This window comes from Caenimonas soli, from assembly GCF_013155545.1.
Taxonomy (GTDB): domain Bacteria; phylum Pseudomonadota; class Gammaproteobacteria; order Burkholderiales; family Burkholderiaceae_C; genus Ramlibacter; species Ramlibacter soli.
Genome location: NZ_JABJVV010000003.1, coordinates 110,373 through 133,814 on the forward strand (window position 1 = coordinate 110,373; position 23,442 = coordinate 133,814).

A 23,442-nucleotide genomic window follows, 5' to 3' on the forward strand; every position below is an offset into this window, starting at 1 on the left:
TGCAGCGCCTAAACTAAGGTCATTCCTGCAACATACCGGCCATTCCTGCCAATGCGCCACTCGGCTGAGCCCATCACTGTCGCGCTCCTGGGCCTCCCGGACGCCAGCGCGGCGACGCTGTACGGGTTCTACGACGCGCTCGCCAGCGTGCGGCGGGACTGGACCATGCTGCATGGCGGCGTGCCTGCCGACTCGCCGTTCCGCCCCCTGGTCGTGAGTCCGGATGGCAAACCCTTCGAGGCCGCGAACGGTGTGTGGATCACGCCCGAAGCCAGCTTCGCGCAATGCTCCCATCCCGAGGTGGTCGTCGTCGGCGACGTGATGGTGCCGCCGGGGACCGACGTGGGCGATCGGTTCGATTCTGCGGTGCAGTGGCTGCTGGCCAGCTACACGGGTGGCGCGCTGTTGGCATCCGCCTGTTCCGGCGCCGTGATCCTGGCGCGCACGGGGCTGCTGGATGGGCTCGACGCGACCTCGCACTGGGCTTATTGCGAGCACCTGCGGCGCGAGCATCCGCGCACGCGCTGGCACCCCGAGCGCGGGCTCGTCACTGCTGCGGACGGCCGCATCCTCATGGCCGGCAGCGGCGTTTCCTGGCATCTGCTGGTGCTGGCCCTGGTGGCGCGCTTCGCCGGACCCGAAGAGGCGATGCACGTCGCACGCATCAACCTGATGGACCTGAGCAGCGCCAGCCCGATCGCCTACGCCTCGCTCACCCACGGCAACCAAGCCGCCGATCCTGCGATCGCGCGCTGCCAGGAATGGGCTTCCGCGAACTACATGCGCGAGGCCCCGGTCGCGCACATGGTGACGCTGTCGCAGCTGCCCGAGCGCAGCTTCAAGCGCCGCTTCGCGCAGGCCACCGGCATGTCGCCGTTGGAATACGTGCACCACGTGCGACTGGAGGAGGCCAAGCAGCTGCTGGAATCAGGCGACACGCCGGTCGAGGCGGTGGCCTTCGACGTGGGCTACAGCGACAGCAGCTTTTTCAGCCGCCTGTTCCGGCGCAAGGTGGGCATGACGCCCGCACAGTACCGGCAGCGCTTCGGCAAACTCGCGCGCGAGCTGCAGGGGCTGGCCGGAGATGCCGGGGCTCAGCCGGGCCGGCGCGTCGAATCAGCTGCCGTGGCGCCGAGGTAGTCCATCGCCGCCGCAGTGCCGCTTTCGCGCAGCCGCACCCCGGCCAGCTTCAATCCCATCTCGCAGCCCGCGAGCGCGGCCATCAGCGTCAGGTCATTGCAGTCGCCCAGGTGGCCGATGCGGAACATCTTGCCCTTCACCTTGCCCAAGCCCGCGCCCAGCGACATGTTGAAGTTCTTGTAGATGAGCTGGCGCACCGCGTCGGCGTCCACGCCTGCGGGCATCATCACGCCGGTCAGCACCGGCGAGTAGACGGCCGGATCGGCGCACTGGATTTCCAGCCCCCAGGCCCGCACGGCGCGGCGGCAGGCCTCGCCCAATCGGTCGTGGCGGGCGAACACCTGCGGCAGGCCTTCTTCCATCAGCATGTCGATGGACTCGGCCAATGCGTACAGCAGGTTGGTGTTGGGCGTGTAGGGCCAGTAACCGGTCTGGTTCATCTCCACGATCTCGTCCCATTCCCAGAACGACTTGGGCAGCTTGGAGTTCTTGCTCGCTTCCAGTGCCCGCGGCGAGAGTGCGTTGAAGCTGATGCCGGGCGGCAGCATCAAGCCCTTTTGCGAACCGCTCACGGTGACGTCCACGCCCCATTCGTCGTGGCGGTAGTCGGCCGAGGCCAGGCCGGAGATCGTGTCGACGATCAGCAAGGCCGGGTGGCGGGCCGCATCGATGGCGCGCCGCACGCCGGCGATGTCGGAAGTGACACCGGTGGATGTTTCGTTGTGGACCACGCAGACGGCCTTGATCGAATGCTGCGCGTCGGCCCTCAGCCGCTCCTCGATCATGTCGGCCTGCACGCCGCGGCGCCAGCCCTCGGTGCCGGGCAAGCCCAGGAACTCGGGCTGCAGGCCCAGGCGCAGCGCCATCTTCTGCCACAGCGTGGCGAAATGGCCGGTCTCGAACATCAGCACATGGTCGCACGCGCTCAGGGTGTTGACCAGCGCGGCCTCCCAGGCGCCGGTGCCGGACGCCGGGTAAATCACGACCGGATGCTCGGTCTTGAAGATGCCCCGAATGCCGCTGAGGACCCGGCGACCCAGCGCCCCGAACTCCGGCCCCCGGTGGTCGATGGTGGGATAGCTCATGGCGCGCAGCAGGCGGTCGGGCACCGGGCTGGGGCCGGGAATCTGCAGGAAATGTCGGCCGGCGGGATGGAAGTTCAGGCTCTGCATGGAAACGCTCCTTGGTTTTGTATGCAATATCCGAGACTGTAGGCACACTATCCTCAGAGGTAAATACGCTCTGCGGCTGAAGTTGCCGGAACATTTGTATGCATAATTAGCGGCAGGGCGCGCGAACGAGCCCGCCCGCTCGCTTACACGTGCGGGTACCCGGGTCCCTGCGCAGGGGGTTCAGCCCTTGAAGATGGCCTCGAGGTCCACGTCGCCGTTGGTGTTGTCGAGCTTGAGGCTGCTCTCGATGTGATCGAGGTGGTCCAGCATCAGCTTTTCGGCCCGCGCCCGGTCGCGCTTGGCGACCGCGTCGATGATGAGCTGATGCTCGTCATTGCGGCAGCTGCTGGCCGTCGGTGCGTCGTAGAGGAAGATGGTCAGGCAGGTCAGCATGCACAGCTCGCGCATGCTGCGCGCCAGCGCCGAGTTGCCGGCCAGTTCCGCGGCCAGGGTGTGGAACTCGCCGGAGAGCCGGATCACGGCGCGCTTGTCGTTGCGCCGGCGCGCGTCGGCCTCCAGTTCCTGGTGCTGGCGCAGCCGCGCGATCTTCTCCGGCGTGTGGGTATCGATCAGCCGCCGCAGCACCGCCGGCTCGATCAGTCGGCGCGCCTCGAACACGTCGCGCGCCTGCTCGATCGAGGGCTTGGCGATGAAGGCGCCGCGCTGCGGATAGAGCTCGACGATCTGCTCGTGGGCCAGGCGCGCCAGCACCTCGCGCACGCGCGCCCGGCTGACGCCGAAGATGTCCGCCAGCTTTTCCTCGCCCAGCTTGGTGCCGGGCTGCAGGCGATGCTCGAGGATGGCGACGTAGATCCGCTCGTAGATCTCGTCGACGGTGTTCTCGCGCTCGATGCGGGTGGCGGCGGGCTTGCGCGCGGTGGCGGGCATGGTGTCGGAGTGGCTATGGGAATGGCTGTGGGAGGGCGCCTGCATTCTATCGAGCGCGCCGGGCCGTGCGGGGGTCAGCGCCACTGGAACAACTCCCCCCAGCCCGTCACCTGCTCGGTGGGCACACCGGCGATGCGCAGCAGGCCCCACACCGTGGTGCTCACGGTGTCCAGCAGCGGAATGGCCAGTTCGCGCTCGACCTGCTGCGCCATGGCAGCGGCGCGCAGGTTGGTGCAGAACGTGGTGATGGCTTGGGGCTTGTGCTCCGCCACCTCGCGCATCAACGCCAGCAGGTTTTGCGGATCGACCTGGGCGAAATCGTGGTTGACGCGGATGCCCAGGTGGCGCTCGGCGACCACGTCGATTCCAAGCGCGCGGTAGTTGGCAACGATGCGGGCCTGCACGTCGTCGGTGTACGGCGTGACGAAGGCCAGGCGCTTGACGCCGTGCAGCGCGAGCAGCTCATTGAGCGCCAGCACCGCCGTGGTGGCCGGGATTCCGGTGCGTTCGCGGATGCGCTCGCACAGCCGCAAGTCGGCATCGAACCCCAGCCAGCCGGACGAGGTACCGCTCCAGCCGATCGCATCGACCTTGGCGTCGGCCAGCAGTTCGGCCGCCGCCAGGATCTTGCTGTCGTCGAACTGGCCCAGCGCCCGGTCGTCCAGGGCGATCTCGGTGACCTTGAAGCGCGAGAAATGGACGCTCGCACCCGGCAGGCCGCCGACCAGCGCGCTGGTCAGCGGCTCCAGCGCGGTATTGGACGAAGGTGTCAGCACACCCAGGCGGACAGGTCGGGACATTCAGGACGCTCCAGAGGAAAAAGGTCGGAACAGGCCTCCAGTATGAGGGAAGGCCGGCAACCCGATTAACGAAGATTTGGATGAAACTGTCAACATCAGTGTAAACACTAACTGAATCCTTTTGTTCTTGGCCGATCATTCATCACCGAAGTAACCCACCGCTATCCGGGCTCACATGGCCTGGATTTTGCGATCCGCCAAGGAAAGATGACCGCCATGCTCCTCGCGCACCAAAACAACGCCGATGGCGTTTTGTCAACAATACTGTCTGCATTGATTATGGGCAGAGCCGGCACCGACGTGGTGCAGATGGGTTCCGGCCATGGCCTTTGACCTGCTCATCCGCAACGCCCGTGTCGCCACCGCCAGCGACACCTTCGACTGCGACATCGGCATCCGTGGCGGTCGCATCGCCCAGCTGGGCAGCGGTCTGGAGGGCGGAGCCCGCGAGATCGATGCCGCCGGCCGCGTCGTCACCCCGGGCGGCGTCGACGCGCATTGCCATCTCGATCAGCCGATGGAAGGACCGGCGCGCATGGCCGATAACTTCGACAGCGGCACCCGCTCCGCCGCCTGCGGCGGGACCACCACCGTCATTCCCTTCGCGGCCCAGGCCAAGGGCCAGTCGCTGCGGGCCGCCGTGCAGGACTATCACGGCCGCGCCGAAGGCCGGGCCCATGTGGACTACGCCTTCCACCTGATCGTGAGCGACCCCACGCCCCAGGTGCTGGAAGAGGAACTGCCGGCGCTGATCGCCGAGGGCTACACCTCGTTCAAGGTCTACATGACCTACGACGACCTCAAGCTGGACGACGGTCAGATGCTCGACGTGTTCGACGTCGCGCGCCGCCACGGCGCGCTGGCGATGGTCCATGCGGAAAACGCCGACTGCATCGAGTGGCTGACCAAGCGCCTGGAGGCCCTCGGCCGCACCGCCCCGCGCTTTCACGCCCATTCCCGGCCGATGCTGGTGGAGCGCGAGGCCACGCACCGGGCCATCGCCCTGTCGCAACTGGTGGACGTGCCGATCCTGATCGTTCACGTCTCCGGCAAGGAAGCGATCGAGCAGATCCGCTGGGCCCGCGCCCAGGGCCTCACCATCTTCGCCGAGACCTGCCCGCAATACCTCTTTCTCACGGCCGAGGACCTCGGCATCGACGACAGCTACCAGGGCGCACGCTGCATCTGCAGCCCGCCGCCGCGCGACAAGGCCAACCAGGAACTGATCTGGAACGGCTTGAACGACGGGCTGTTCACGGTCTTCTCCTCGGATCATGCGCCCTTCAACTACGACGATCCCGCCGGCAAGAAGCCTGGCGGCGCGGAAGTGCCGTTCCGCCACATCCCCAACGGCATCGCGGGGCTGGAAACCCGGCTGCCGCTGCTGTACTCCGAAGGCGTGCTGGCCGGCCGCATGACCATCAATCGCTTCGTCGAGCTCACGGCCACCAATCCGGCCAAGGCCTACGGCCTGCATCCGCGCAAGGGAACCATCGCCATCGGCAGCGACGCCGACCTGGTGATCTGGGATGAGCGCGAAGTGACCATCCGCAATTCGCAGCTGCACCACGCCGTGGACTACACGCCCTACGAAGGCATGCACCTGAAGGCCTGGCCCGGCCTCACGCTCAGCCGCGGTGAAGTCGTATGGGATGGCAAGAGCCTGCAAAGCCGCGCCGGCCGCGGCCGCTTCCTGCCCTGCGGCACGCCCTCCATCGCGCCACGCCGCAGCTGAAGGACCGACATGCGCATCCTGCTGATCAACCCCAACATCTCCGAGAGCGTGAGCGAGCTCATACGCATGGAGGCCCAGCGCAGCGCCGCGCCAGGCACCGAGCTCACGGTGCTCACGGCGCCGTTCGGCGTGGCCTACATCGAAACGCGATTGGAAGCCTTGATCGGCGCTTATGCGGCAGCCGGGCTGGCCGCCGAGCACGGCCCGCAACATGACGCCGTGATCGTCGCCGCCTTCGGCGACCCGGGCCTGGCCGGCATTCGCGAGCTCTTGCCGGTGCCGGTGCTGGGCCTGACGGAATCGGCGCTGGCCAGCGCCTGCCTGCTGGGCCACCGCTTTTCCATCATCGCGATTTCGCAGCGCATCCAGGCCTGGTACCGCGAGGTGGTGCAAGCCAACGGCCTGGCCGGGCGGCTGGCCAGCATCCGCGCGCTCGACCAGCCACTGGCCGACATAGGTGCCGTGCAGCAGGATCACAGCACGCGCCTGCAGGCGCTGTGCGAGCGCGCCGTCGATGAAGACGGCGCCGACGTGATCATCCTGGCCGGCGCGCCGCTGGCCGGCCTGGCCCGCGGCCTGCGCGGCCGCCTTCCGGTCCCCGTGGTGGACGGCGTCTCCAGCGCCGTCTGCCATGCCCAAAGCCTCGTCACCCTGCAGCCCGGCTGCGCACGCAAAGGCAGCTTCGCGCCGCCACCCGTCAAGGCCAACAGGGGCCTGTCCGAGCCGCTGGCGCGCGCGTTGGCTGCGGCACCTGACCACTGATTTCCCCCTGTCGTTCCCGCCACCTCCCTCACTACAAGGAGCCTCCCGCATGAAAACCCTTCTCAACCCCTCCGGCCTGCTGGCCTGCGCGGCGCTCGCCTGCGCGCTGCTGGCCGCACCTGCCCAGGCGCAGGAGCGCCTGAAATTCAAGGCGATCGGCCAGCCGCTGGCGACCGGCCTGATCCAGAAGAACAAGGAGCAGCCGTTCTTCGAGAATTTCGCGGCCCGCACCGGCCTGCCTATCGATGTCGACTACAAGCCGATCGACACCCTGGGCCTCAAGGACACCGAGCAGCTGCGCGTGATGAAGGCCGGCCTGTTCGACATCGTCTCGCTGCGCGTGTCGCAGAATTCGCGCGACGAGCCCACGCTGCTGGGCCTGGACCTGGTTGGCGCCAGCCCCGACTACGCCACCGGCCGCAAGGTCGCCAAGGCCTACTTCGACACCGTCGACGCCCGGCTGCAGCAGCAGTTCGGCGTCAAGCTGCTGGGCGTCTGGCCCTTCGGCCCGCAGATCCTGTTCTGCAAGAAGCCGATCGCCAAGCTCGCTGACATCAAGGGCATGAAGGTACGGGTCTATGACCAGAACCTGGCCAAGTTCATCGAAATGGTCGGCGGCACGCCGGTGCCGGTGTCCTTCGCCGACACGCACCAGTCGCTGTCGCTGGGCGTCGTCGATTGCGCGATCACCGGCCCGAGCTCGGCCAACTCCGCCGGCTGGCCTGAGGTGACGACCCACCAGTTGCCGCTGGGCTTCCAAATGGCGCTGAACGGCTACGCGATCTCCATGAAATCCTGGAACCAGCTCAAGCCCGACCAGCAAGCCAAGCTGAAGACCGCTTTCGACAAGCTCACTGACGAAATCTGGACCTACTCCGAAGAGCTGTTCCAGGACGCGCTGAATTGCAACACCGGCAAGGATCCGTGCACCACTGGCAAGAAGTTCAAGCTGACGCCCGTGGCCGTGACGGCCGGCGACGGTGACCTGATCCGCAGCGCCGTGACGAAAGTATCGCTGCCGGTCTGGGCCGAGGTCTGCGACAAGTCCAACCCCGGCTGCTCGCAAAAGTGGCAAGCCACCGTCGGCCCGGCGCTGGGGCAGAAATGAACGCCGCCGCCCGACAAGCCGACGTCCTTTCGCCGCCCTCCGGTCGGGCGGCGACGTCGAGCAAACAAGTCTCCATGAAAGACCGCATCGAGAACGCGCTGGCCACGGTGTTCGGCCTGATCTTTCTGGGCCTGGCCACGGTGGTGACGATAGAAACCGCGGCGCGCAAGCTGTTCAACGTCTCGCTGCAAGGCGCCGACGAATTGGGCGGCTATGCGCTGGCCGTGGGCTCCACCATTGCTTTCAGCCTGGCGCTGATGGGACGCAACCATATCCGCGTCGACGTGTTCCACGAGAAGTTCTCGCGCCGGGCGCAGGCCTGGCTGAACTGGGTGTCCATCGTATCGCTGGCCGTGTTCGCGATCTTCATCGCCTACGTGGCATTCAAGGTCCTGGGCGACACCCTGCAGTACCGCAGCACGGCGCAGACGCCCTGGGCGACGCCGCTGATCTGGCCGCAGAGCGTGTGGTATGCCGGCCTGGTGATCTTCGCCCTGCTGGCCACCGGCTATGCGGCGCGAGCCAGCGCCCTGTTGTTCGGCGGACGTATCGACACGCTGAACCACGACTTCCATCCCAAGAGCGCCAAGGAAGAACTGAAGGAAGAGCTCGACGACTTGGCCGTGCGCCAGGCGAGCGAAGGAGCCAAGCCATGAACGTGATGATAATTTCATTCGCCTTCGTGGCGATGCTGGGGATGATGCTGGTCGGCATGCCGATCGCCGTGTCGATGGCGGTGGTCGGCATCGTGGGCGGCATTGCAGCCTACGGCGTGCCCTTCATGGACTCGATCGCGCCGGTGATCTGGGGCGTGCAGAACGAGGCCCTGCTCACCTCCATCCCGCTGTTCGTGCTGCTGGGCGAGCTGCTGCTGCGATCGGGCATCGCCGACCGCATGTACATCGCGCTGTCGGCCTGGCTGGGACGCCTGCCCGGCGGCCTGCTGCACACCAACATCGGCAGTTGCGCGCTGTTCGCCGCGACCTCCGGGTCGTCGGTGGCGACAGCGGCGACCGTCGGCACGGTGGCCCTGCCATCGCTGATGAAGCGCGGCTACCCGATGCGCGCCTCGCTGGGCTCGCTGGCGGCCGGCGGCACGCTGGGCATCCTGATCCCGCCCAGCGTGAACATGATCGTGTACGGGTCGCTGACCAACAACTCGATCGGCAAGCTGTTCATCGCCGGCATCATCCCGGGCCTGCTGCTCACCGGCTGCTTCATGCTGTGGATCCTGATCTCCAGCCTGGCCAGCGGCAACGCCATCCGCGAACCCATGGTGCCGCTGCCCGAGCGCATCCGCTCGCTGGTGCACCTGATTCCTCCGCTAGTGGTGTTCGGCATCGTGATGGGCAGCCTGTACTTCGGCATCGCCACCGCCGCCGAGAGCGCCGCCCTGGGCGTGATCGCGGCCCTGGGTTTCACCTGGCATTCGGGCAAGCTCAATCGCGAACTGCTGCGCACCTGTTTCATCTCCACGGCGCGCGTCAGCGGCATGATCCTCTTGATCATCGCGGCGGCTTTCATCCTGAACCTCACCATCAGCCTGACCGGCGTGGCCGAGGCGATGACCAAATGGGTGGCGGGACTGGGCCTGTCGGCCACCGGGCTGATCCTGGCGCTGATCGTGTTCTACCTGATCCTGGGCATGTTCATGGACGTGCTCTCGATGCAAGTGGCCACCATCCCGATCACCTACCCCATCGCCATTGCCCTGGGCGTGGACCCGATCTGGTTCGGCATCTTCATCGTGCTGATGTGCGAGCTGGGGCTGATCACGCCACCGGTGGGCATGAACCTGTTCGTGGTGCACGGCATCCGGCCGGACAACGGAGGTATCGAGGACGCGATCTGGGGCGCGCTGCCTTATGCGGTCATCATGATCCTGTTCACCCTGCTGATCATGATGGTGCCTCAGCTGGTGACCTGGTTGCCGGCGCACATGTGATGGAAAGGCCTCACAGCATGAGCGAAGACCTGTGGCGGCTGCCCGCCACCGAATTGCAGCGGCGCTACCGCGAGCGCAGCCTGACGCCGCTGGCAGTGGCGCAGGCTTGCCTGGGGCGGCTGGAGGCGGTAAATCCCAAGATCAACGCCGTTATCGCCCGGCGCGATCCGGCGTTCATCGAGGAAGCCACGGCATCGGCCCAGCGCCATGCGCAGGGCCGGCCGCTGTCCGCGCTCGACGGCATTCCGCTGACAGTGAAGGACAGCCTGTTCACCGCCGACCAGCCCACCACCTGGGGCACGCCGGGCCTGCGCGATGACCGGTGCGGCCACGACGAGCTGGCGGTCGGCCGGGCGCGGGCGGCGGGCGCGCTGATCATCGGCAAGACCAACGTGCCCGAATTCGCGCTGGAGGGCTACACGGCCAATCCGCTGTTCGGCGTCACGCGCAATCCCTGGGACCCGGCGCTCACGCCCGGCGGCTCCAGCGGCGGCGCCGTGGCCGCGGTCGCCAGCGGCATCGCGCCGCTGGCGATCGGGCAGGACGGCGGTGGCTCGATCCGACGGCCAGCCGCGCACACGGGCTTGGTAGGCCTCAAGCCATCGCTGAGTGCCGTGCCGCGCGAGCACGTGTTGCCCAGCCTGCTGCTGGACTTCGAAGTGATAGGTCCGCTGGCGCGCACGGTGGCGGATGCCCGGCTGCTGTTCGACGTCATGCGCGGCCCGTCGTCCGTGGACCGGTCGTCGATGGCGGCCGCCTATGCAAATGCCTCCATAGTGGCGCGCGAAGATGGATCCCGGGTCAAGCCCGGGATGACAACGCCGCTGCGCATTCTTTACGTCGAACGCTTCGGCACTGCCCCGCTGGATCCGCAGGTCGCGCACAGCGTGGGCCAGGCCGTGCAACAACTCGCCGCGCTGGGCCACCATGTCGACAGTGGCGCGCTGCCGCTGAATCTGGATTTCTATGGCGAGGCCTGGCCGCAAATCGGCCAGATCGGTCTCGCCCACCTGTTCCAACGGCATCCGCAGTGGGCAGCGCAGGCATCGCAGAAGTACCGCGACATGGCCGAACAGGGCCGCGGATTGCCGGCCGCACGGCTCTGGCAGATCATGGAACATGTGAGGCAATTGCGGCGCGATACCACGGCACTGTTCGAGAAGATCGATGTCATCGTGATGCCCTCGGTCGCCGCGTTGCCCTGGGCCGCCGAAGCGGCCTACCCGACCCACATCGACGGACACGAAGTCGGCCCGCGTGGCCACGCTGTCTACACCGGCTGGGTCAACGCGGCCGGGCTGCCGGGGCTGGCCCTGCCTTGCGCGCCTTCGCGCGAGGGCCTGCCCATCGGCATGCAACTGATCGGCGCCTACGGGGCCGACGATCAACTCCTAGACCTCGGCGCTGCCTACGAGGCCGCCCATCCCTGGGCCGGCCGCTGGCCCACCCTTTGAACCGAAACACCCAACGACCATCCAACGGAGACATCTCATGCAACGTCGTCATTTCATCCAGGCTGCGGGACTCGCAGCGACCACCTTCGCCGTGCCCACGCTGCGCGCCCAATCCTGGCCCAGCGGACCGATCCGCATCGTTGTCGGCTTTCCGCCCGGCGGCGGCGCCGACGCGCTGGCCCGCGTCGTCGGCCAGAAGCTGGGCGATTTGTGGAAGCAGCCGGTGGTGATCGAGAACAAGGCCGGCGCCTCCGGCACGCTGGCCGCCGAATACGTGGCCCAGCAGGCCAGCGACGGCACCACCCTGCTGCTGACCACCATCAACAGCCACGCGCTGGCCCCCGCCGTGCTGCCCAAGCTGCGCTATCACCCGGAACGCGACTTCGTTCCCGTCGCGCTGCTGGGCCTCACGCCCAACCTGCTGATTGCCGGCGCCATGCAGCCGGCCAAGACGGTGCAGGAAGTGGTGGCCCTGTGCAAGGCGCAGCCGGGCAAGGTCACCTTCGGCTCCGCCGGTCCCGGCACCGCCCAGCATTTCGCGCTCGAGCTGTTCAAGCTGCGCGCCAAGGTCGACGCGTTGCATGTGCCGTACAAGGGCAGCGGCCCGCTGCTCACCGACCTCGTCGGCGGACAGATCCAGTACAGCTTCGAAACCATGACCGCCGCCACGCCCCATGTGAAAAGCGGCCGGGTGATCGCCGTCGCCCAGACCCGCGCCAAGCGCGTCACGGCCTATCCGAACGTGCCCACGATGCAGGAGCAAGGTTTCGCCGGCTTCGAGACCTTCAACTGGTACGGCATCTCCGGTCCCGGCAAACTGCCCGCGCCGATCGCCGCGAAGATGAACAAGGACATCAACGCCGTGCTGACGCTGGCCGACGTGCGCGAGAAGTTCGAAGCTTTCGGCGTCGAGGACGGCGGCGGCTCGTCCGAGAAGTTCGCCGAGCTGGTCCGCTCCGAAATCGCCAAATGGGCGAAGGTGGCCAAGGAAGCCAACGTCCGCGTGGACGGCTGAGCGATGGGGCAAGCCCACCAGATCGAGGTAACGCAGGCCCTGGTCCAGGCCCGGCAACAGCGCCGGGCCTGTGACGCCTCCACCTTCATCGACGCCCTGCGCGACGCGGCCGATGCCTACGCCGTGCAAGGCCTGGTCGCCCAGGCGCTGCACGGTCCCGACGCGGCCTTTCCCCGTTACTGGAAATCCGGCGGTCCGTCGCGCGAGGCCACGGCCACCCACGCGCCGCTGCCGGCCGAGGGCGTCTGGCCCAGCCCCGCCGATGCGCGGCGCTGGCCCTGCAACATCCGCCTGATCGAAGTCGAGATCGCCCTGCGGCTCGGCCGCGACGTCACGCCGCTCAAGGCTGCCGAGGTCACGCCAGACGCGGCGCGCTCGCTGGTCGATGCGATGACGGTGTCTATTGAACTGGTCGACTCGCGCTGGCTGCAAGGCGTGCAGGCGCCGGCGCTGCTGAAGCTCGCCGATCTGCAATCGCATGGCGCCTTGGTGCTGGGCGAATGGATTCCTTTCGCGGCGCGGGACTGGGCAGCGCAAGCGGTGGCCGTGCACATCGGCGCCGGCTCACCCGTGACATTCAAGGGCAGCCAATCGATGGGCGATCCGGCCTGGGTGCTGCCGGCGTGGTTGCGCCACGCCACGCGCGATGGTCACGCGGCGCCGCGCGGAACGGTGGTCACGACGGGCACCTGGTGCGGGATGCTGCCGGCCCATGCCGGCGACCTCGTGACGGCCCGCTTCGAGGCCATCGGCGAGGCCTCGCTCCAGCTCTAGCCCAGGCTGAGCCGGACCGTGGCCGGGTCCATGCCGTACATCTCGGCGAACTCCTCGACGCTGCGGCCGCTGGCCTCGTAGGCGCGCCGCAGCGCCTCGCGTTTGGCCGCCTCCTCGCCGATCTGCGCGAAGGCTTCGCCCAAGGCGGAAACCGACAGCTCGTCCTGCGCGTGGACGCGCGCCATATAGTCCTCGCGTCCCAGGCCGCTGGCCTGGATGGCCTCGACCAGGCGCGACCGCAACCACGGCCGGAGGTCCTCCTTGGAACGGGCCTGGCGCCGGCGGAACACTTCCATGATGGCGTGATGCACATGCTCGGGCGCGACATCTTCCACCGGCAAGCCGTTCAGGTCGTGGCGCTTGTTGCCGGCGGCAACGCTTTCGAGGTAACGGGTGGAACGGGCGTGAACGCCCAGCGCGACCTTCAGATCTTCCTTCTTGAACTCATCAGGGTGCAGCGCCAGCAATTCCTGGAACACACCCAGCTTCAAGGGCAGGAAACGCGCCCCGAACATCTTGGGATAAAGCTGGAACAGGCGCTCCAGCACCTGATGCGCGGGCCGCTGCGCCCGGGGCGCCTTGGGCTTGGGTTTCTGCGGTGCGGATGGGACGGATTCGGAAACGGTATCGGACATGCCCCAGACTGTACGCACTTTTCCCGGGCAAAATCGAGCCATGAAAATCGAAAAAGACACCGTGGTGACCCTGCGCTACAAGGTCGCCGACGCCAACGGCAAACTCATCGAGGAAAGCAAGGACCCGATGGTCTACCTCCATGGGGGTTACGAGAACACCCTGCCCAAGATCGAGGCCGCGCTGGAGGGGCGCGAGTCCGGCTTCGAAGTGACGCTGCAGCTCAAGCCCGAAGACGCGTTCGGCGTGCGCGACGAATCGCTGGTGCGCACCATCCCCAAGAAGGAATTCCCGCCCGGCGTGAAGGTCGGCGGCCAGCTGGAGGGCCACACCGACGAGGGCCATCCGCATGTCTTCCACGTGATGAAGATCAAGGGCGACACCGTGCATCTCGACGGCAACCATCCGCTGGCGGGCAAGGAGCTGCGCTTCGCCATCAAGGTGACGGGTGTGCGCGCGGCCAGCGAGGAAGAGATCGCGCATCGCCACGTGCATGGCGCGCACGGGCATCACCACTGAGGCCGGGCGGCGATTGTCCTGCGCATAGGCCGGTGCGTCCCGCCCGCCGGCCTTTAGGGCCGGGCGGGCGACCCCATATCAAGGGATCGTCCCTTTTTGAACAGGAGCACCCCGATGCCGAGCAGTCCCGTCCTCCAGATCAAGCCCCTGGGCTTTCCCTGGGAAACCGCAGATCCCTTCCTGTTCTGCGCCTACCACGACGATGCCTATCCCAAGGGCAACGGCCAGATGGCCCCTGCCGCATCGCTGGCCGGCCGGGAGATCGGCCAGGACTTCAGCCGCAAGGACGGCTGGAGCATGTACCACGGCGATACGGTGCCCGGCTTTCCGGGCCATCCACACCGCGGCTTCGAAACCGTGACGGTGGTGCGCAAGGGCCTGATCGACCATTCCGACTCGCTGGGTGCCGCGGCGCGCTTCGGCCAGGGCGACGCGCAATGGCTCACTGCCGGCGGCGGCGTGGTGCATTCCGAAATGTTCCCGCTGCTGGAGACCGACAAGGACAACCCGCTGGAGCTGTTCCAGATCTGGCTGAACCTGCCCGCGCGCAACAAGATGGTGCCCGCGCACTTCACCATGTTCTGGGGCAAGGACATTCCGCGACTGGTGGCCCAGGATGAGGCCGGACGGGAAACCGAGATTTCGACCGTTGCCGGCCCGCTGGCGGGCGCCGGGCAGCCGTTGCCGCCGCCGCCCGATTCCTGGGCCGCGCAGCCGGATGCCGACGTCGCCATCTGGACCGTCCGCATGGCGCCGGGCGCGCGCTGGACGCTGCCGCCGGCCAAGGGCGATGGCACCAGGCGCAATCTCTACTTCTTCAAGGGCGACGCCGTGACCGTCGGCGGCCAGCGGGTGACCGGCCCTTCGGCGATCGAGATCCAGGCCGATGTGCCGGCGGAGCTCGTCAACGGCGATGCGCAGGCGGAGTTCCTGCTGCTGCAGGGCCGCCCGATCGGCGAGCCGGTGGCCCAGTACGGCCCGTTCGTGATGAACACGCAGGCCGAGATCATGCAGGCCATGCAGGACTACCGGCGCACCCAGTTCGGCGGGTGGCCCTGGCCCGACAGCGCACCGGTTCACGGGCTGGACACGCCGCGGTTTGCGCGGCATCCGGATGGGCGCGAGGAAAAGCCATGAAATTCAAGATGGCCCCGAACTCGCTGTTCGCGGTGCTGCTGCGGTCGCCGTGGTGGATCAGCATGCTCATCGTCGCCGCGTTCGTGACGGCGGCCTTCGCGCTGTTGCCGGAACAGTACCGCGTGCTCGGGGCCATGGGCGCGGTGCCGTTTGCCGTCGTCGGCCTGGTCGCCCTGTGGCAGCAGCTGCGGCGACCCAGTGCCCGGCGGTCCGAGGAAATACTCGGGGCCGTGGGCACCATGAACTGGCCGGAATTCTCCGCCCTGCTGGAGGAAGGCTTCACCCAACAGGGCTATCGCGTGGAACGCATGCAGGGAGTGGCCGACTTTGCGCTCACGCGCGAAGGTGCGACCACGCTCGTCGCCGCGCGGCGCTGGAAGGCGGCGCGGCACGGCGAGGAGGCCTTGCAGGCGCTGCGCGATGCGGCGCAGACGCGCGGCGCCAGCAACTGCCTGTATGTGGCGCTGGGGGACCTCAGCGCCCAGGCGCAGGCTTTTGCCAAGCGCCACCAGATCCAGCTGATGCAGGGCCCGGCCCTGGCGCTCCTGCTCAAGAACGCGAAGCTGTCCGGCCCCATATCGTGATGGTGTCGGCCTATGGCCGGGCAGAAATGCTCAAGGAAAGCGAGGCCGTCGGCGTGCACGATGTGCTGGCCAAGCCGATCTGCCCTTCCGTGCTGTTCGACACGACGATGAATGCCCTGGGCATGCAGCGCGCCAGCACGGCCCCCACCCGGGATGAGTCGGTCGAAGCAAAAACGATACTCGCGTCGATTCAGGGGGCGCGCGTCCTGCTGGTCGAAGACAACGATATCAACCAGATCGTCGCCTCCGAAATCCTCATGGATGCGGGGCTGGTGGTCGACATCGCCGCCGACGGCCGCATCGCCATCGACATGGTCCAGGCCAACCCCTACGACATCGTCCTCATGGATATGCAGATGCCGGTCATGGACGGCCTGGAGGCGACCATCGAAATCCGCAAGCTCGGCCGCTTCGATGCGCTGCCGATCGTGGCCATGACCGCCAACGCGATGGCGCAGGACCGCCAGCGCTGCCTGGACGCCGGGATGAACGACTTCGTGAGCAAACCCATCGAGCCGGACGAACTGTGGCGCACGCTGCTGCGCTGGGTAGGGACACGTACCGCCGCTGAGCTAGGCTGAAGTCTTGGCGCTGGAATCGCGCTCCAAAAACCCGCGATCCCACCGGCCCAGATCGGCGGCCGTCTCGTAGGTCGTCTGCAGGAACTCGAGCAGGACCCGATCGGGCGAGTCCGCCTGCCGCACGGCGTCGTAGGGGAGAATGAATTCCCGCAATTCGTTGCTATAGAACGCCGCGCCGGGCCGAGCGGCCGCCGCCGCGAAACCAGCCGGTTCCGGATAGGCGTAGGAGTAGAACGCGGGGTACGGCACGGCGCCCCCGCCGGGCCAGAAGCCGCAGCTGCTGACTTCGTGCGAGTAGGCCTCGCGAGTGATCCAGTCCGGCAGGCTGGGGATGCCGCCCGGATGTTCCGGAGCCCGCCGTCCCGAAAACCGCGTGACGGCCAGGTCCGGCCCGCCCCAGAAAAAATGCACCGGGCTGCACTTGCCGATGAAGCGGCCGCGGAATTCCTTGAAGACCCGGTCGGCTTGCACCAGGATCCGCCAGAAACGATTGACGTAGTCTGCGTCGTAGGCGCAGTGGACCTGGTCCTCGTCGAAACGGATGGGATCGGGAACTTCGTTCGGTTTGTGATGGATCTGCACGTCCAGGCCCAGCTTGCGCATCTCATCCATGAGCCTGGCGTAGAACGCAGCCGTCGATTGCGGCTCCAGTGCCATGCGGGCAGCGCGGCCGTCGCTGGTCTGCACGATCAGCTGGTGGTCGACGAAATCGAAGTCAATCTCGAACGTCGAGCTGCCGTACGGGACCGGTGAGGTCGTCAGTCCCCTGGCCGTCACGTACAGCGTGACATGCCAGGAATGGTTGGTCCAGGGGCATTGCGCGATCCTGATCTTGCCGACGATCTGCGTCCACATGTGCAAGGTCGCGCAACTCTCACTCCAGGCCTCGAGCGGAAGGGAGGGCCACGCTTGCGATTCGGAGGAAGCGCTCATGGGCCCTCATCATGCTACTTCGCGACCACCCGCACCATCTCCAGGCACTTGTTCGAGTAGCCCCATTCGTTGTCGTACCAGGACACCAGCTTGACGAAGGTGCCGTCCAGCGCGATGCCGGCGTCGGCGTCGAAGATCGAGGTGCGGGCGTCGCCGCGGAAATCTGTGGCCACCACCTTGTCCTCGGTGTAGCCCAGCACGCCCTTCAGGGCGCCTTCGGATTGCGCCTTGAACTCGGCGCAGATTTCCTTGTAGGTCGCTTCCTTGACCAGCTCCACCGTCAGGTCGACCACCGACACATCGGAGGTCGGCACGCGGAAGCTCATGCCGGTCAGCTTCTTGTTCAGCTCGGGGATCACCACGCCCACCGCCTTGGCCGCGCCGGTGGAGGAAGGGATGATGTTTTCCAGGATGCCGCGGCCGCCGCGCCAGTCCTTGTTGCTCGGGCCGTCCACAGTCTTCTGCGTCGCGGTGGCGGCGTGCACGGTGGTCATCAGGCCGCGCTTGATGCCCCACTTGTCGTTGAGCACCTTGGCCAGGGGCGCCAGGCAGTTGGTAGTGCACGAGGCGTTGGAGATGATCGCCTCGCCCTTGTAGGTCTTGTCGTTGACGCCGAAGACGAACATCGGCGTGTCGTCCTTGCTGGGCGCGGAGATGATGACCTTCTTGGCGCCGGCGGCCAGGTGCTTGCTGGCCGAGTCCTTGTCCAGGAACAGGCCGGTGGACTCGATGACGATGTCGGCGCCGACTTCATTCCACTTCAGGTTGGCCGGATCGCGTTCCTGCGTCAGGCGGATTTTCTTGCCATTGACCACCAGCGTGTTGCCGTCCACCGCGATGTCGCCCTTGAAGCGGCCATGCACCGAGTCGTACTGCAGCATGTAGGCCAGGTAGCTGGGCTCCAGCAGGTCGTTGATGCCGACGACCTCGATGTCGCTGAAATTCTGGACTGCCGAGCGCAGCACGTTGCGCCCGATGCGGCCGAAGCCGTTGATGCCGATTTTGATGGTCATGGTGATTGCTCCGACTGAGAAGAGTTAGGAAATCATTTGGCGAGGACGGCGCGCACGGTGTCCGCGACGTTTTCCGGCGTGAAGCCGAAATGCTTGAACAGGACATTGGCCGGCGCCGATTCGCCGTAAGTATCGATGCCGACCACGGCCGCGCAGCCGTATTTCCACCAGTAGTCGGTCACGCCCATCTCGACGGCGATGCGCGGGATGCCGACCGGCAGCACGTCGTTCTTGTAGATGGCATTCTGGCGGTCGAAGGTCGTGGTGCTGGGCATGGAAACCACCCGCACCGCTATCTTCTGCGCCGCCAGCTGTTCCTGCGCCTTGAGCGCGAGCTGAACTTCGGAGCCGGTGGCGATGATCACGGCCTGGGGCTTCTTGTCCAGGCCGACCTCGGCCGCATCGGCCAGCACATAGCCGCCCTTGCTGATGTCTTCCAGGCCGGCCTTGGGCGCGTACGGCAGGTTCTGGCGCGACAGCAGCAACGCCGTCGGCCGATTCATGTTCTGCAGGGCGACGGCCCAGGCCACCGCCGTCTCGGCCGTGTCGCAGGGACGCCAGACGTCCAGGTTGGGGATCAGACGCAGGCTGGCCGCGTGCTCGATCGACTGGTGGGTGGGACCGTCCTCGCCCAGGCCGATGGAGTCGTGCGTGAACACATGGATCACGCGCTTTTTCATCAGCGCCGCCATGCGGATGGCGTTGCGGCTGTAGTCGCTGAAGGTGAGGAAGGTGCCGCCGTAGGGGATATAGCCGCCGTGCAGCGTGATGCCGTTCATCACCGCGGCCATGCCGAACTCGCGCACGCCGTAGTTGATGTGGCGGCCGATCTTGCCGTCTTCGGTGCGCTTGACGTCGCCGGCCAGGTCGAAGCGCAGCGCCGGCGTGCTCTTGGTGTTGGTGAGGTTGGAGCCGGTCAGGTCGGCCGAGCCGCCCAGCATCTCGGGCAGTGCCGCGGTGAAGGCTTCCAGCGCCAGTTGCGAGGCTTTGCGCGAGGCCACGGTCTCGGCCTTGGCATGGGCAGCGACGGCCGCGTCCACCGTAATCTGCGCGAAATTCCTCGGCAGCTCGCCCTTCATGCGACGGGTGAACTCGCTAGCCAGTTCCGGATGGGCGGCGCGGTAGGCGGCGAATCGCTTGTCCCACTCGGCCTGTGCGGCGGCGCCCTTGGCCTTGGCGTCCCAGTCGTCGTACACCGCTTGCGGCACCACGAAGGGTTCGTGCGGCCAGCCCATGGCTTCACGCGTGAGCCTGACTTCTTCCAGGCCCAGTGCCTCGCCATGCGCCTTGGCGGTGTTGGCGCGGTTCGGGCTGCCCTTGCCGATGTGTGTGTCGGCGACGATCAGGGCCGGCTTGTCGGCGCTGCGGCGGGCGTCGGCAATGGCGCGGTCCATGGCGGCGATGTCGTGGCCGTCGACCGGGCCGATGACGTTCCAGCCGTAGGCCTTGAAGCGGGCTGGCGTGTCGTCGATGAACCAGGGCTCGACCTGGCCGTCGATGGAGATGCCGTTGTCGTCGTAGATGGCGATCAGCTTGCCCAGCTTCCAGGCGCCGGCCAGGGCGCAGGCCTCATGGCTGATGCCTTCCATCAGGCAGCCATCGCCCAGGAACACGTAGGTGTGATGATCGACCACGGTGTGGCCGTCGCGGTTGAACTCGGCGGCCAGCAGCTTCTCGGCCAGCGCCATGCCCACGGCATTGCTGATGCCCTGGCCCAACGGGCCGGTGGTGGTTTCCACGCCCGGCGTGACACCCACCTCGGGGTGGCCCGCCGTCTTGCTGTGCAACTGGCGGAAATTCTTCAGCTCATCGATCGGCAGGTCGTAGCCAGTCAGGTGCAACAGCGCGTAAATCAGCATCGAACCGTGGCCGTTGGACAGCACGAAACGGTCGCGGTCGAACCAATGCGGATTGGTGGGGTTGTGCTTGAGGTGGCGGCCCCACAACGCGACCGCGATATCGGCCATGCCCATGGGCGCGCCCGGATGTCCCGAATTGGCTTGTTGTACTGCGTCCATGGCGAGCGCGCGAATCGCGTTCGCCATCTGTGAATCATTGGCCATCAGGGCTGCTCCGGGGGGTGTAATCAGGGGAAACCCGGCATTTTACCGGCTGGGGCTGGGGACCCGTTTTGTTCGGGTTCCGTACCGCTCTTCGTCTACAGTGATGGCATGCAAGGGCTCCACCTGACCGCCGACCTGTACAAATGCCGCTGCGACCATGCATGGCTGACCGATGCAACGCAACTGGGCGACTGGTGCCTGCAGGCCGTGCAAGCGGTCGGCCTGCAGCCGGTCGACAAACTCTTCCATACTTTTCCCGGTGTGGGTGACGAAGCCGGCGGCGTCACGGCGACGGTCCTGTTGGCCGAATCGCATATCTGCCTGCACACCTGGCCCGAGCAGCGGGCGGTGACGGTGGACGTCTATGTCTGCAACTTCGGCGCCGATCATTCGGCCAAGGCGCGCGGCCTGATGGCGGCGTTGGTGGATCGCTTCCAGCCCGAGTGGACCGAGCAGAGATCGTTGGACCGCGGGGACGGCGAATGAGCGCCGACGGGCCGCCCCTAGGCGCAAAGGCCCCCTCGGGGGGCAGGGCAGCCGCGCAGCGGCAACCGTGGGGGCTCGTGAAATGACAGGGGCCCAGGCCATGATCCTGGCGGCGGGCCGCGGCGAGCGCATGCGGCCGCTCACCGACCACTGTCCCAAGCCGCTGCTGAAGGTGCGCGGCAAGCCGCTGATCCAGTACCACGTCGATGCTTTGGGGCGCGGCGGCTGGCGCGATCTGGTCATCAATACGGCGTGGCTCGGGCATCAGATCGAGGATCATTTCGCCGCGGCCTCGCTGGCCGAGGACGGACCGCGCATCCGCTATTCCCACGAGGGCCGCGATTTCGGCGGCGCGCTGGAAACCGCGGGCGGCATTGCCCGGGCCCTGCCCCTGCTGGACGACGCCTTCTGGGTGGTCGGCGGCGATGTCTATGTGCCCGAGTTCGAATTCACCCGCGCGGCCATGGACCATTTCACCGCCGGCGGCAAGCTGGCCCATATCTACCTGGTGCCCAATCCGCAGCACAACCCGAAAGGCGACTTCGGGTTGCAGCCGGACGGCGTGGCGCTGAACCGGGCCGATACCCGCTACACATTTTCCACCATCGGCATCTATCGCAAGGCCTTGCTCGCCGGCCTGCCCGCCGGCAATCCGCACGGCCTCAAAGCCCCGCTGGCCCCATTGCTACGCACGGCGATGGACAATGGCGAGGTCACTGCCGAGATCTACACCGGGCCCTGGACCGATGTAGGCACCCCCGACCGGCTGGCCCAACTGAACGCAACATGAGCAATTCGATCTACGCCGAGCGCCGCGCCCGCGTCGCCTCCCAACTGGGCAAGGACGGCATCGCCCTGATTCCCACCGCACCGGAGCGCCCGCGCAACCGCGACAGCGACTTCCTCTACCGGCACGACAGCTACTTCTACTACCTCACCGGCTTTCGCGAGCCCAATGCCTGGCTGGTGATCACCGGCGACGGCAAGAGCACGCTGTTTTGCGCGCCCAAGGATCTGGAGCGCGAAATCTGGGACGGGTACCGGCTGGGCCCCGAGGCGGCACCGGCGGCGCTAGGCGTCGACGCCGCGCATTCGGTGGCCGAACTCGACGCGCAGTTGCCCAAGCTGCTGGAAAACCGCGACGCGGTCTGGTATCCGTTCGCGATCCACGAAGGGCTGGAAGCCCGCGTCGGCGGCTGGCTGAACCAGGTCCGCGCCCGCGTGCGCTACGGTGCGTTGTGCCCCGAACAGCAGCGCGACCTGTGCGCCATCCTCGACGAGATGCGCCTGGTGAAAGACGCGCACGAACAGGACATCATGCGCCGCGCCGGGCAGATCAGCGCGCGCGGCCATGTTCGCGCCATGAAGCTGTCGGCTCGCATGTTGCGAGAGGGAAAGGACGTGCGCGAGTACCACCTCGATGCGGAATTGATGCACGAATTCCGCTTGGGCGGCTCCCAAAGCTCGGCCTACAACTCCATCGTGGCCGCGGGCTCCAACGCCTGCGTGCTGCACTACCGCTCGGATACCGCCCCCGTGCGCAACGGCGAACTGGTCTTGATCGACGCCGGTTGCGAGTTGGACAGCTATGCCAGCGACATCACCCGCACCTTCCCCGCCAACGGCAAGTTCAGCGGCCCGCAGCGCGCCCTGTACGAGCTGGTGCTGGCCTCGCAGGAGGCCGCGGTCGCCGCCACCCGGGCGGGCGCCCGCTTCATCGACCCGCACGAGGCGACGGTGAAGGTGTTGGCCCAGGGCATGCTCGACGTCGGGTTGCTGGACAAGAACAAGGTCGGCAGCGTCCAGGACGTGATCGACAACCGCAGCTACTTCCAGTTCTACATGCACCGCACCGGCCACTGGCTGGGGATGGACGTGCACGACTGCGGCAGCTATGTGGAGCCCTCGCAGGTGGGCGAAGTGAGCGAGCGCAAGGACCCGCTGTCGGGCGAGATCATCAAGAACCGGCCCAGCCGCGTCCTCAAGCCCGGCATGGTGCTGACCATCGAGCCCGGGATCTACGTGCGCCCGGCCGAAGGCGTGCCGGAGAGGTTCCACCATATCGGCATCCGCATCGAGGACGACGCGATCGTGACCGAAAGCGGTTGTGATCTGATTTCGCGCGGCGTGCCGGTCAAGCCCGACGAGATCGAGGCCTTGATGCGCGGCTGAAGCCGCTAGCCCTCGGCGAAACCCAGCAACTTCTCCGCCCAACGCGGGCGCAAGGCCGTGTGCAGATGCATGCGGCCCGCCGCGATGCTGGCCAGCAGCGCCGGTCCACCGTTCTGCACATCGCCGCCATCGAACAGCAGCGACAGATCGGCGAACGCCACCCCTTCCCGGAGCAGGGCCAGCGTCCGCGAATAGCGAGTGATGATCTTATGCGGCGCCACGTCCTCGCCGCCGTCCATTGCCCGTTGGCGCACGCGCCCGAGCAGCAGCCTGGGCTCTTCGACACAGACCACATAGAGCACGGTGGCAAAGCCCTTCGCTCGCGCCTGCGCCAGCAGTTCCAGCTTGGACGGGTGCGCGAACACAGTCTTGGTGGCGAAGTCCTTGCCTTGCGCCACCAGCGCGCTGCGGGCAGCGTCGGCCGTGACTAACGGCAGCCCCGGATAACGCGGCGCGATCAGGCTGCGGTAAAGCGTGGACTTGCCGGCGCCATCCGGCCCGGCAATGAGATGCAGCACCGGCATCCGC

At 67.0% G+C, this 23,442-nt stretch carries 25 protein-coding genes; 17 read left to right on the forward strand and 8 right to left on the reverse strand.

The genetic code is table 11. From position 1 onward, the window contains the following. Window positions 1-51: 51 nt before the first annotated feature. Window positions 52-1,140: a GlxA family transcriptional regulator gene (locus tag HNE04_RS05660; RefSeq protein WP_172217548.1), complete on the forward strand. Its 1,089-nt coding sequence runs from the start codon at window positions 52-54 to the stop codon at window positions 1,138-1,140. On the opposite strand, the gene HNE04_RS05665 is transcribed toward HNE04_RS05660, so the two are convergent. The 3 genes from HNE04_RS05665 to HNE04_RS05675 form a co-directional block, all read right to left on the reverse strand. Continuing rightward, window positions 1,095-2,312 carry a pyridoxal-phosphate-dependent aminotransferase family protein gene (locus tag HNE04_RS05665; protein WP_172217549.1) on the reverse strand — a complete coding sequence of 406 codons (1,218 nt, stop codon included), beginning with the start codon at window positions 2,310-2,312 and terminating at the stop codon, window positions 1,095-1,097. The genes HNE04_RS05660 and HNE04_RS05665 overlap by 46 nt on opposite strands. 180 nt (window positions 2,313-2,492) lie before the next feature. Then, window positions 2,493-3,200: a GntR family transcriptional regulator gene (locus tag HNE04_RS05670; protein WP_235964816.1), complete on the reverse strand. Its 708-nt coding sequence runs from the start codon at window positions 3,198-3,200 to the stop codon at window positions 2,493-2,495. 74 nt (window positions 3,201-3,274) lie between these two features. Beyond that, entirely contained in the window at window positions 3,275-4,000 is a 726-nt protein-coding gene (locus HNE04_RS05675; protein WP_172217550.1) for a maleate cis-trans isomerase family protein, read from the reverse strand. A gap of 207 nt (window positions 4,001-4,207) precedes the next feature. Here HNE04_RS05675 and HNE04_RS28270 point away from each other — a divergent pair, with 207 nt between their 5' ends. The 9 genes from HNE04_RS28270 to HNE04_RS05715 all read left to right on the forward strand — a co-directional run bounded on the left by HNE04_RS28270 (window position 4,208) and on the right by HNE04_RS05715 (window position 12,793). Then, entirely contained in the window at window positions 4,208-4,333 is a 126-nt protein-coding gene (locus tag HNE04_RS28270) for a hypothetical protein (RefSeq protein ID WP_268904866.1), read from the forward strand. After that, complete coding sequence (gene hydA, locus HNE04_RS05680) at window positions 4,323-5,735, forward strand: dihydropyrimidinase (protein ID WP_172217551.1); 1,413 nt, start codon at window positions 4,323-4,325, stop codon at window positions 5,733-5,735. The genes HNE04_RS28270 and hydA overlap by 11 nt, the downstream gene beginning before the upstream one ends. A gap of 9 nt (window positions 5,736-5,744) precedes the next feature. Beyond that, window positions 5,745-6,497, forward strand: coding sequence for an aspartate/glutamate racemase family protein (locus HNE04_RS05685; protein WP_172217552.1), 753 nt, complete (start codon window positions 5,745-5,747; stop codon window positions 6,495-6,497). A 49-nt stretch (window positions 6,498-6,546) separates the two neighbouring features. Next, complete coding sequence (locus HNE04_RS05690) at window positions 6,547-7,605, forward strand: TRAP transporter substrate-binding protein (protein ID WP_172217553.1); 1,059 nt, start codon at window positions 6,547-6,549, stop codon at window positions 7,603-7,605. Between the two features lie 74 nt (window positions 7,606-7,679). Then, window positions 7,680-8,261 carry a TRAP transporter small permease subunit gene (locus HNE04_RS05695; protein ID WP_172217554.1) on the forward strand — a complete coding sequence of 194 codons (582 nt, stop codon included), beginning with the start codon at window positions 7,680-7,682 and terminating at the stop codon, window positions 8,259-8,261. Beyond that, window positions 8,258-9,550 carry a TRAP transporter large permease gene (locus HNE04_RS05700; RefSeq protein WP_172217555.1) on the forward strand — a complete coding sequence of 431 codons (1,293 nt, stop codon included), beginning with the start codon at window positions 8,258-8,260 and terminating at the stop codon, window positions 9,548-9,550. Before HNE04_RS05695 ends, HNE04_RS05700 begins: the two co-directional genes overlap by 4 nt. Before the next feature lie 17 nt (window positions 9,551-9,567). Then, the gene (locus HNE04_RS05705; protein ID WP_207717458.1) at window positions 9,568-11,004 is read left to right on the forward strand and encodes an amidase; all 1,437 of its coding nucleotides are present in this window, start codon (window positions 9,568-9,570) and stop codon (window positions 11,002-11,004) included. A gap of 37 nt (window positions 11,005-11,041) precedes the next feature. Continuing rightward, complete coding sequence (locus HNE04_RS05710; RefSeq protein ID WP_172217557.1) at window positions 11,042-12,019, forward strand: Bug family tripartite tricarboxylate transporter substrate binding protein; 978 nt, start codon at window positions 11,042-11,044, stop codon at window positions 12,017-12,019. Window positions 12,020-12,022: 3 nt separating this feature from the next. Beyond that, window positions 12,023-12,793: a fumarylacetoacetate hydrolase family protein gene (locus tag HNE04_RS05715; protein WP_172217558.1), complete on the forward strand. Its 771-nt coding sequence runs from the start codon at window positions 12,023-12,025 to the stop codon at window positions 12,791-12,793. Here HNE04_RS05715 and HNE04_RS05720 read toward each other — a convergent pair. Further along, entirely contained in the window at window positions 12,790-13,428 is a 639-nt protein-coding gene (locus tag HNE04_RS05720) for a ProQ/FINO family protein (protein WP_172217559.1), read from the reverse strand. The two genes, HNE04_RS05715 and HNE04_RS05720, sit on opposite strands and share 4 nt — an antisense overlap. A gap of 40 nt (window positions 13,429-13,468) precedes the next feature. Between HNE04_RS05720 and HNE04_RS05725 the strand changes: the two genes are divergently transcribed. The 4 genes from HNE04_RS05725 to HNE04_RS05740 all read left to right on the forward strand — a co-directional run bounded on the left by HNE04_RS05725 (window position 13,469) and on the right by HNE04_RS05740 (window position 16,247). After that, complete coding sequence (locus HNE04_RS05725; protein ID WP_172217560.1) at window positions 13,469-13,945, forward strand: FKBP-type peptidyl-prolyl cis-trans isomerase; 477 nt, start codon at window positions 13,469-13,471, stop codon at window positions 13,943-13,945. 114 nt (window positions 13,946-14,059) lie between these two features. After that, a complete protein-coding gene (locus HNE04_RS05730; RefSeq protein WP_172217561.1) occupies window positions 14,060-15,082 on the forward strand; it encodes a pirin family protein in 1,023 nt (340 codons plus the stop codon). Further along, window positions 15,079-15,666, forward strand: coding sequence for a restriction endonuclease (locus HNE04_RS05735; RefSeq protein WP_172217562.1), 588 nt, complete (start codon window positions 15,079-15,081; stop codon window positions 15,664-15,666). The genes HNE04_RS05730 and HNE04_RS05735 overlap by 4 nt, the downstream gene beginning before the upstream one ends. After that, a complete protein-coding gene (locus HNE04_RS05740) occupies window positions 15,666-16,247 on the forward strand; it encodes a response regulator (protein ID WP_172217563.1) in 582 nt (193 codons plus the stop codon). Before HNE04_RS05735 ends, HNE04_RS05740 begins: the two co-directional genes overlap by 1 nt. Here HNE04_RS05740 and HNE04_RS05745 read toward each other — a convergent pair. From HNE04_RS05745 to tkt, 3 genes are read right to left on the reverse strand one after another with little or no spacing between them, the layout of a single operon-like run. Next, a complete protein-coding gene (locus HNE04_RS05745; protein WP_172217564.1) occupies window positions 16,239-17,180 on the reverse strand; it encodes a DUF5996 family protein in 942 nt (313 codons plus the stop codon). The two genes, HNE04_RS05740 and HNE04_RS05745, sit on opposite strands and share 9 nt — an antisense overlap. 14 nt (window positions 17,181-17,194) lie before the next feature. Next, complete coding sequence (gene gap / locus HNE04_RS05750; RefSeq protein WP_172217565.1) at window positions 17,195-18,193, reverse strand: type I glyceraldehyde-3-phosphate dehydrogenase; 999 nt, start codon at window positions 18,191-18,193, stop codon at window positions 17,195-17,197. A gap of 32 nt (window positions 18,194-18,225) precedes the next feature. Further along, window positions 18,226-20,256, reverse strand: coding sequence for a transketolase (gene tkt / locus HNE04_RS05755; protein ID WP_172217566.1), 2,031 nt, complete (start codon window positions 20,254-20,256; stop codon window positions 18,226-18,228). Window positions 20,257-20,364: 108 nt separating this feature from the next. On the opposite strand from tkt, the gene speD reads away from it, so the two are divergent. The 3 genes from speD to HNE04_RS05770 all read left to right on the forward strand — a co-directional run bounded on the left by speD (window position 20,365) and on the right by HNE04_RS05770 (window position 22,914). Then, window positions 20,365-20,742: an adenosylmethionine decarboxylase gene (gene speD / locus HNE04_RS05760; RefSeq protein WP_172217567.1), complete on the forward strand. Its 378-nt coding sequence runs from the start codon at window positions 20,365-20,367 to the stop codon at window positions 20,740-20,742. An 82-nt stretch (window positions 20,743-20,824) separates the two neighbouring features. Further along, window positions 20,825-21,532, forward strand: coding sequence for an N-acetylmuramate alpha-1-phosphate uridylyltransferase MurU (murU, locus tag HNE04_RS05765; RefSeq protein WP_235964818.1), 708 nt, complete (start codon window positions 20,825-20,827; stop codon window positions 21,530-21,532). Then, the gene (locus tag HNE04_RS05770; RefSeq protein WP_172217568.1) at window positions 21,529-22,914 is read left to right on the forward strand and encodes an aminopeptidase P N-terminal domain-containing protein; all 1,386 of its coding nucleotides are present in this window, start codon (window positions 21,529-21,531) and stop codon (window positions 22,912-22,914) included. The genes murU and HNE04_RS05770 overlap by 4 nt, the downstream gene beginning before the upstream one ends. Before the next feature lie 5 nt (window positions 22,915-22,919). Here the strand turns inward: HNE04_RS05770 and HNE04_RS05775 are convergent, their stop codons facing one another. Continuing rightward, on the reverse strand, window positions 22,920-23,438 hold the full coding sequence (locus HNE04_RS05775) for a hypothetical protein (protein WP_172217569.1): 519 nt from the start codon (window positions 23,436-23,438) through the stop codon (window positions 22,920-22,922). Window positions 23,439-23,442 lie beyond the last annotated feature (4 nt).

Coding starts and splice junctions, on each gene's coding strand:
- HNE04_RS05660 (WP_172217548.1), top strand. CDS start 52: ATGCGCCACTCGGCTGAGCCCATCACTGTCGCGCTCCTGGGCCTCCCG.
- HNE04_RS05695 (WP_172217554.1), top strand. CDS start 7,680: ATGAAAGACCGCATCGAGAACGCGCTGGCCACGGTGTTCGGCCTGATC.
- HNE04_RS05675 (WP_172217550.1), bottom strand. CDS start 4,000: ATGTCCCGACCTGTCCGCCTGGGTGTGCTGACACCTTCGTCCAATACC.
- HNE04_RS05730 (WP_172217561.1), top strand. CDS start 14,060: ATGCCGAGCAGTCCCGTCCTCCAGATCAAGCCCCTGGGCTTTCCCTGG.
- HNE04_RS05770 (WP_172217568.1), top strand. CDS start 21,529: ATGAGCAATTCGATCTACGCCGAGCGCCGCGCCCGCGTCGCCTCCCAA.
- hydA (WP_172217551.1), top strand. CDS start 4,323: ATGGCCTTTGACCTGCTCATCCGCAACGCCCGTGTCGCCACCGCCAGC.
- HNE04_RS05700 (WP_172217555.1), top strand. CDS start 8,258: ATGAACGTGATGATAATTTCATTCGCCTTCGTGGCGATGCTGGGGATG.
- HNE04_RS05735 (WP_172217562.1), top strand. CDS start 15,079: ATGAAATTCAAGATGGCCCCGAACTCGCTGTTCGCGGTGCTGCTGCGG.
- HNE04_RS05745 (WP_172217564.1), bottom strand. CDS start 17,180: ATGAGCGCTTCCTCCGAATCGCAAGCGTGGCCCTCCCTTCCGCTCGAG.
- HNE04_RS05710 (WP_172217557.1), top strand. CDS start 11,042: ATGCAACGTCGTCATTTCATCCAGGCTGCGGGACTCGCAGCGACCACC.
- HNE04_RS05670 (WP_235964816.1), bottom strand. CDS start 3,200: ATGCCCGCCACCGCGCGCAAGCCCGCCGCCACCCGCATCGAGCGCGAG.
- HNE04_RS05740 (WP_172217563.1), top strand. CDS start 15,666: ATGGTGTCGGCCTATGGCCGGGCAGAAATGCTCAAGGAAAGCGAGGCC.
- HNE04_RS05690 (WP_172217553.1), top strand. CDS start 6,547: ATGAAAACCCTTCTCAACCCCTCCGGCCTGCTGGCCTGCGCGGCGCTC.
- gap (WP_172217565.1), bottom strand. CDS start 18,193: ATGACCATCAAAATCGGCATCAACGGCTTCGGCCGCATCGGGCGCAAC.
- HNE04_RS05775 (WP_172217569.1), bottom strand. CDS start 23,438: ATGCCGGTGCTGCATCTCATTGCCGGGCCGGATGGCGCCGGCAAGTCC.
- HNE04_RS05665 (WP_172217549.1), bottom strand. CDS start 2,312: ATGCAGAGCCTGAACTTCCATCCCGCCGGCCGACATTTCCTGCAGATT.
- HNE04_RS05720 (WP_172217559.1), bottom strand. CDS start 13,428: ATGTCCGATACCGTTTCCGAATCCGTCCCATCCGCACCGCAGAAACCC.
- tkt (WP_172217566.1), bottom strand. CDS start 20,256: ATGGCCAATGATTCACAGATGGCGAACGCGATTCGCGCGCTCGCCATG.
- HNE04_RS05715 (WP_172217558.1), top strand. CDS start 12,023: ATGGGGCAAGCCCACCAGATCGAGGTAACGCAGGCCCTGGTCCAGGCC.
- HNE04_RS28270 (WP_268904866.1), top strand. CDS start 4,208: ATGACCGCCATGCTCCTCGCGCACCAAAACAACGCCGATGGCGTTTTG.
- HNE04_RS05725 (WP_172217560.1), top strand. CDS start 13,469: ATGAAAATCGAAAAAGACACCGTGGTGACCCTGCGCTACAAGGTCGCC.
- HNE04_RS05685 (WP_172217552.1), top strand. CDS start 5,745: ATGCGCATCCTGCTGATCAACCCCAACATCTCCGAGAGCGTGAGCGAG.
- speD (WP_172217567.1), top strand. CDS start 20,365: ATGCAAGGGCTCCACCTGACCGCCGACCTGTACAAATGCCGCTGCGAC.
- HNE04_RS05705 (WP_207717458.1), top strand. CDS start 9,568: ATGAGCGAAGACCTGTGGCGGCTGCCCGCCACCGAATTGCAGCGGCGC.
- murU (WP_235964818.1), top strand. CDS start 20,825: ATGACAGGGGCCCAGGCCATGATCCTGGCGGCGGGCCGCGGCGAGCGC.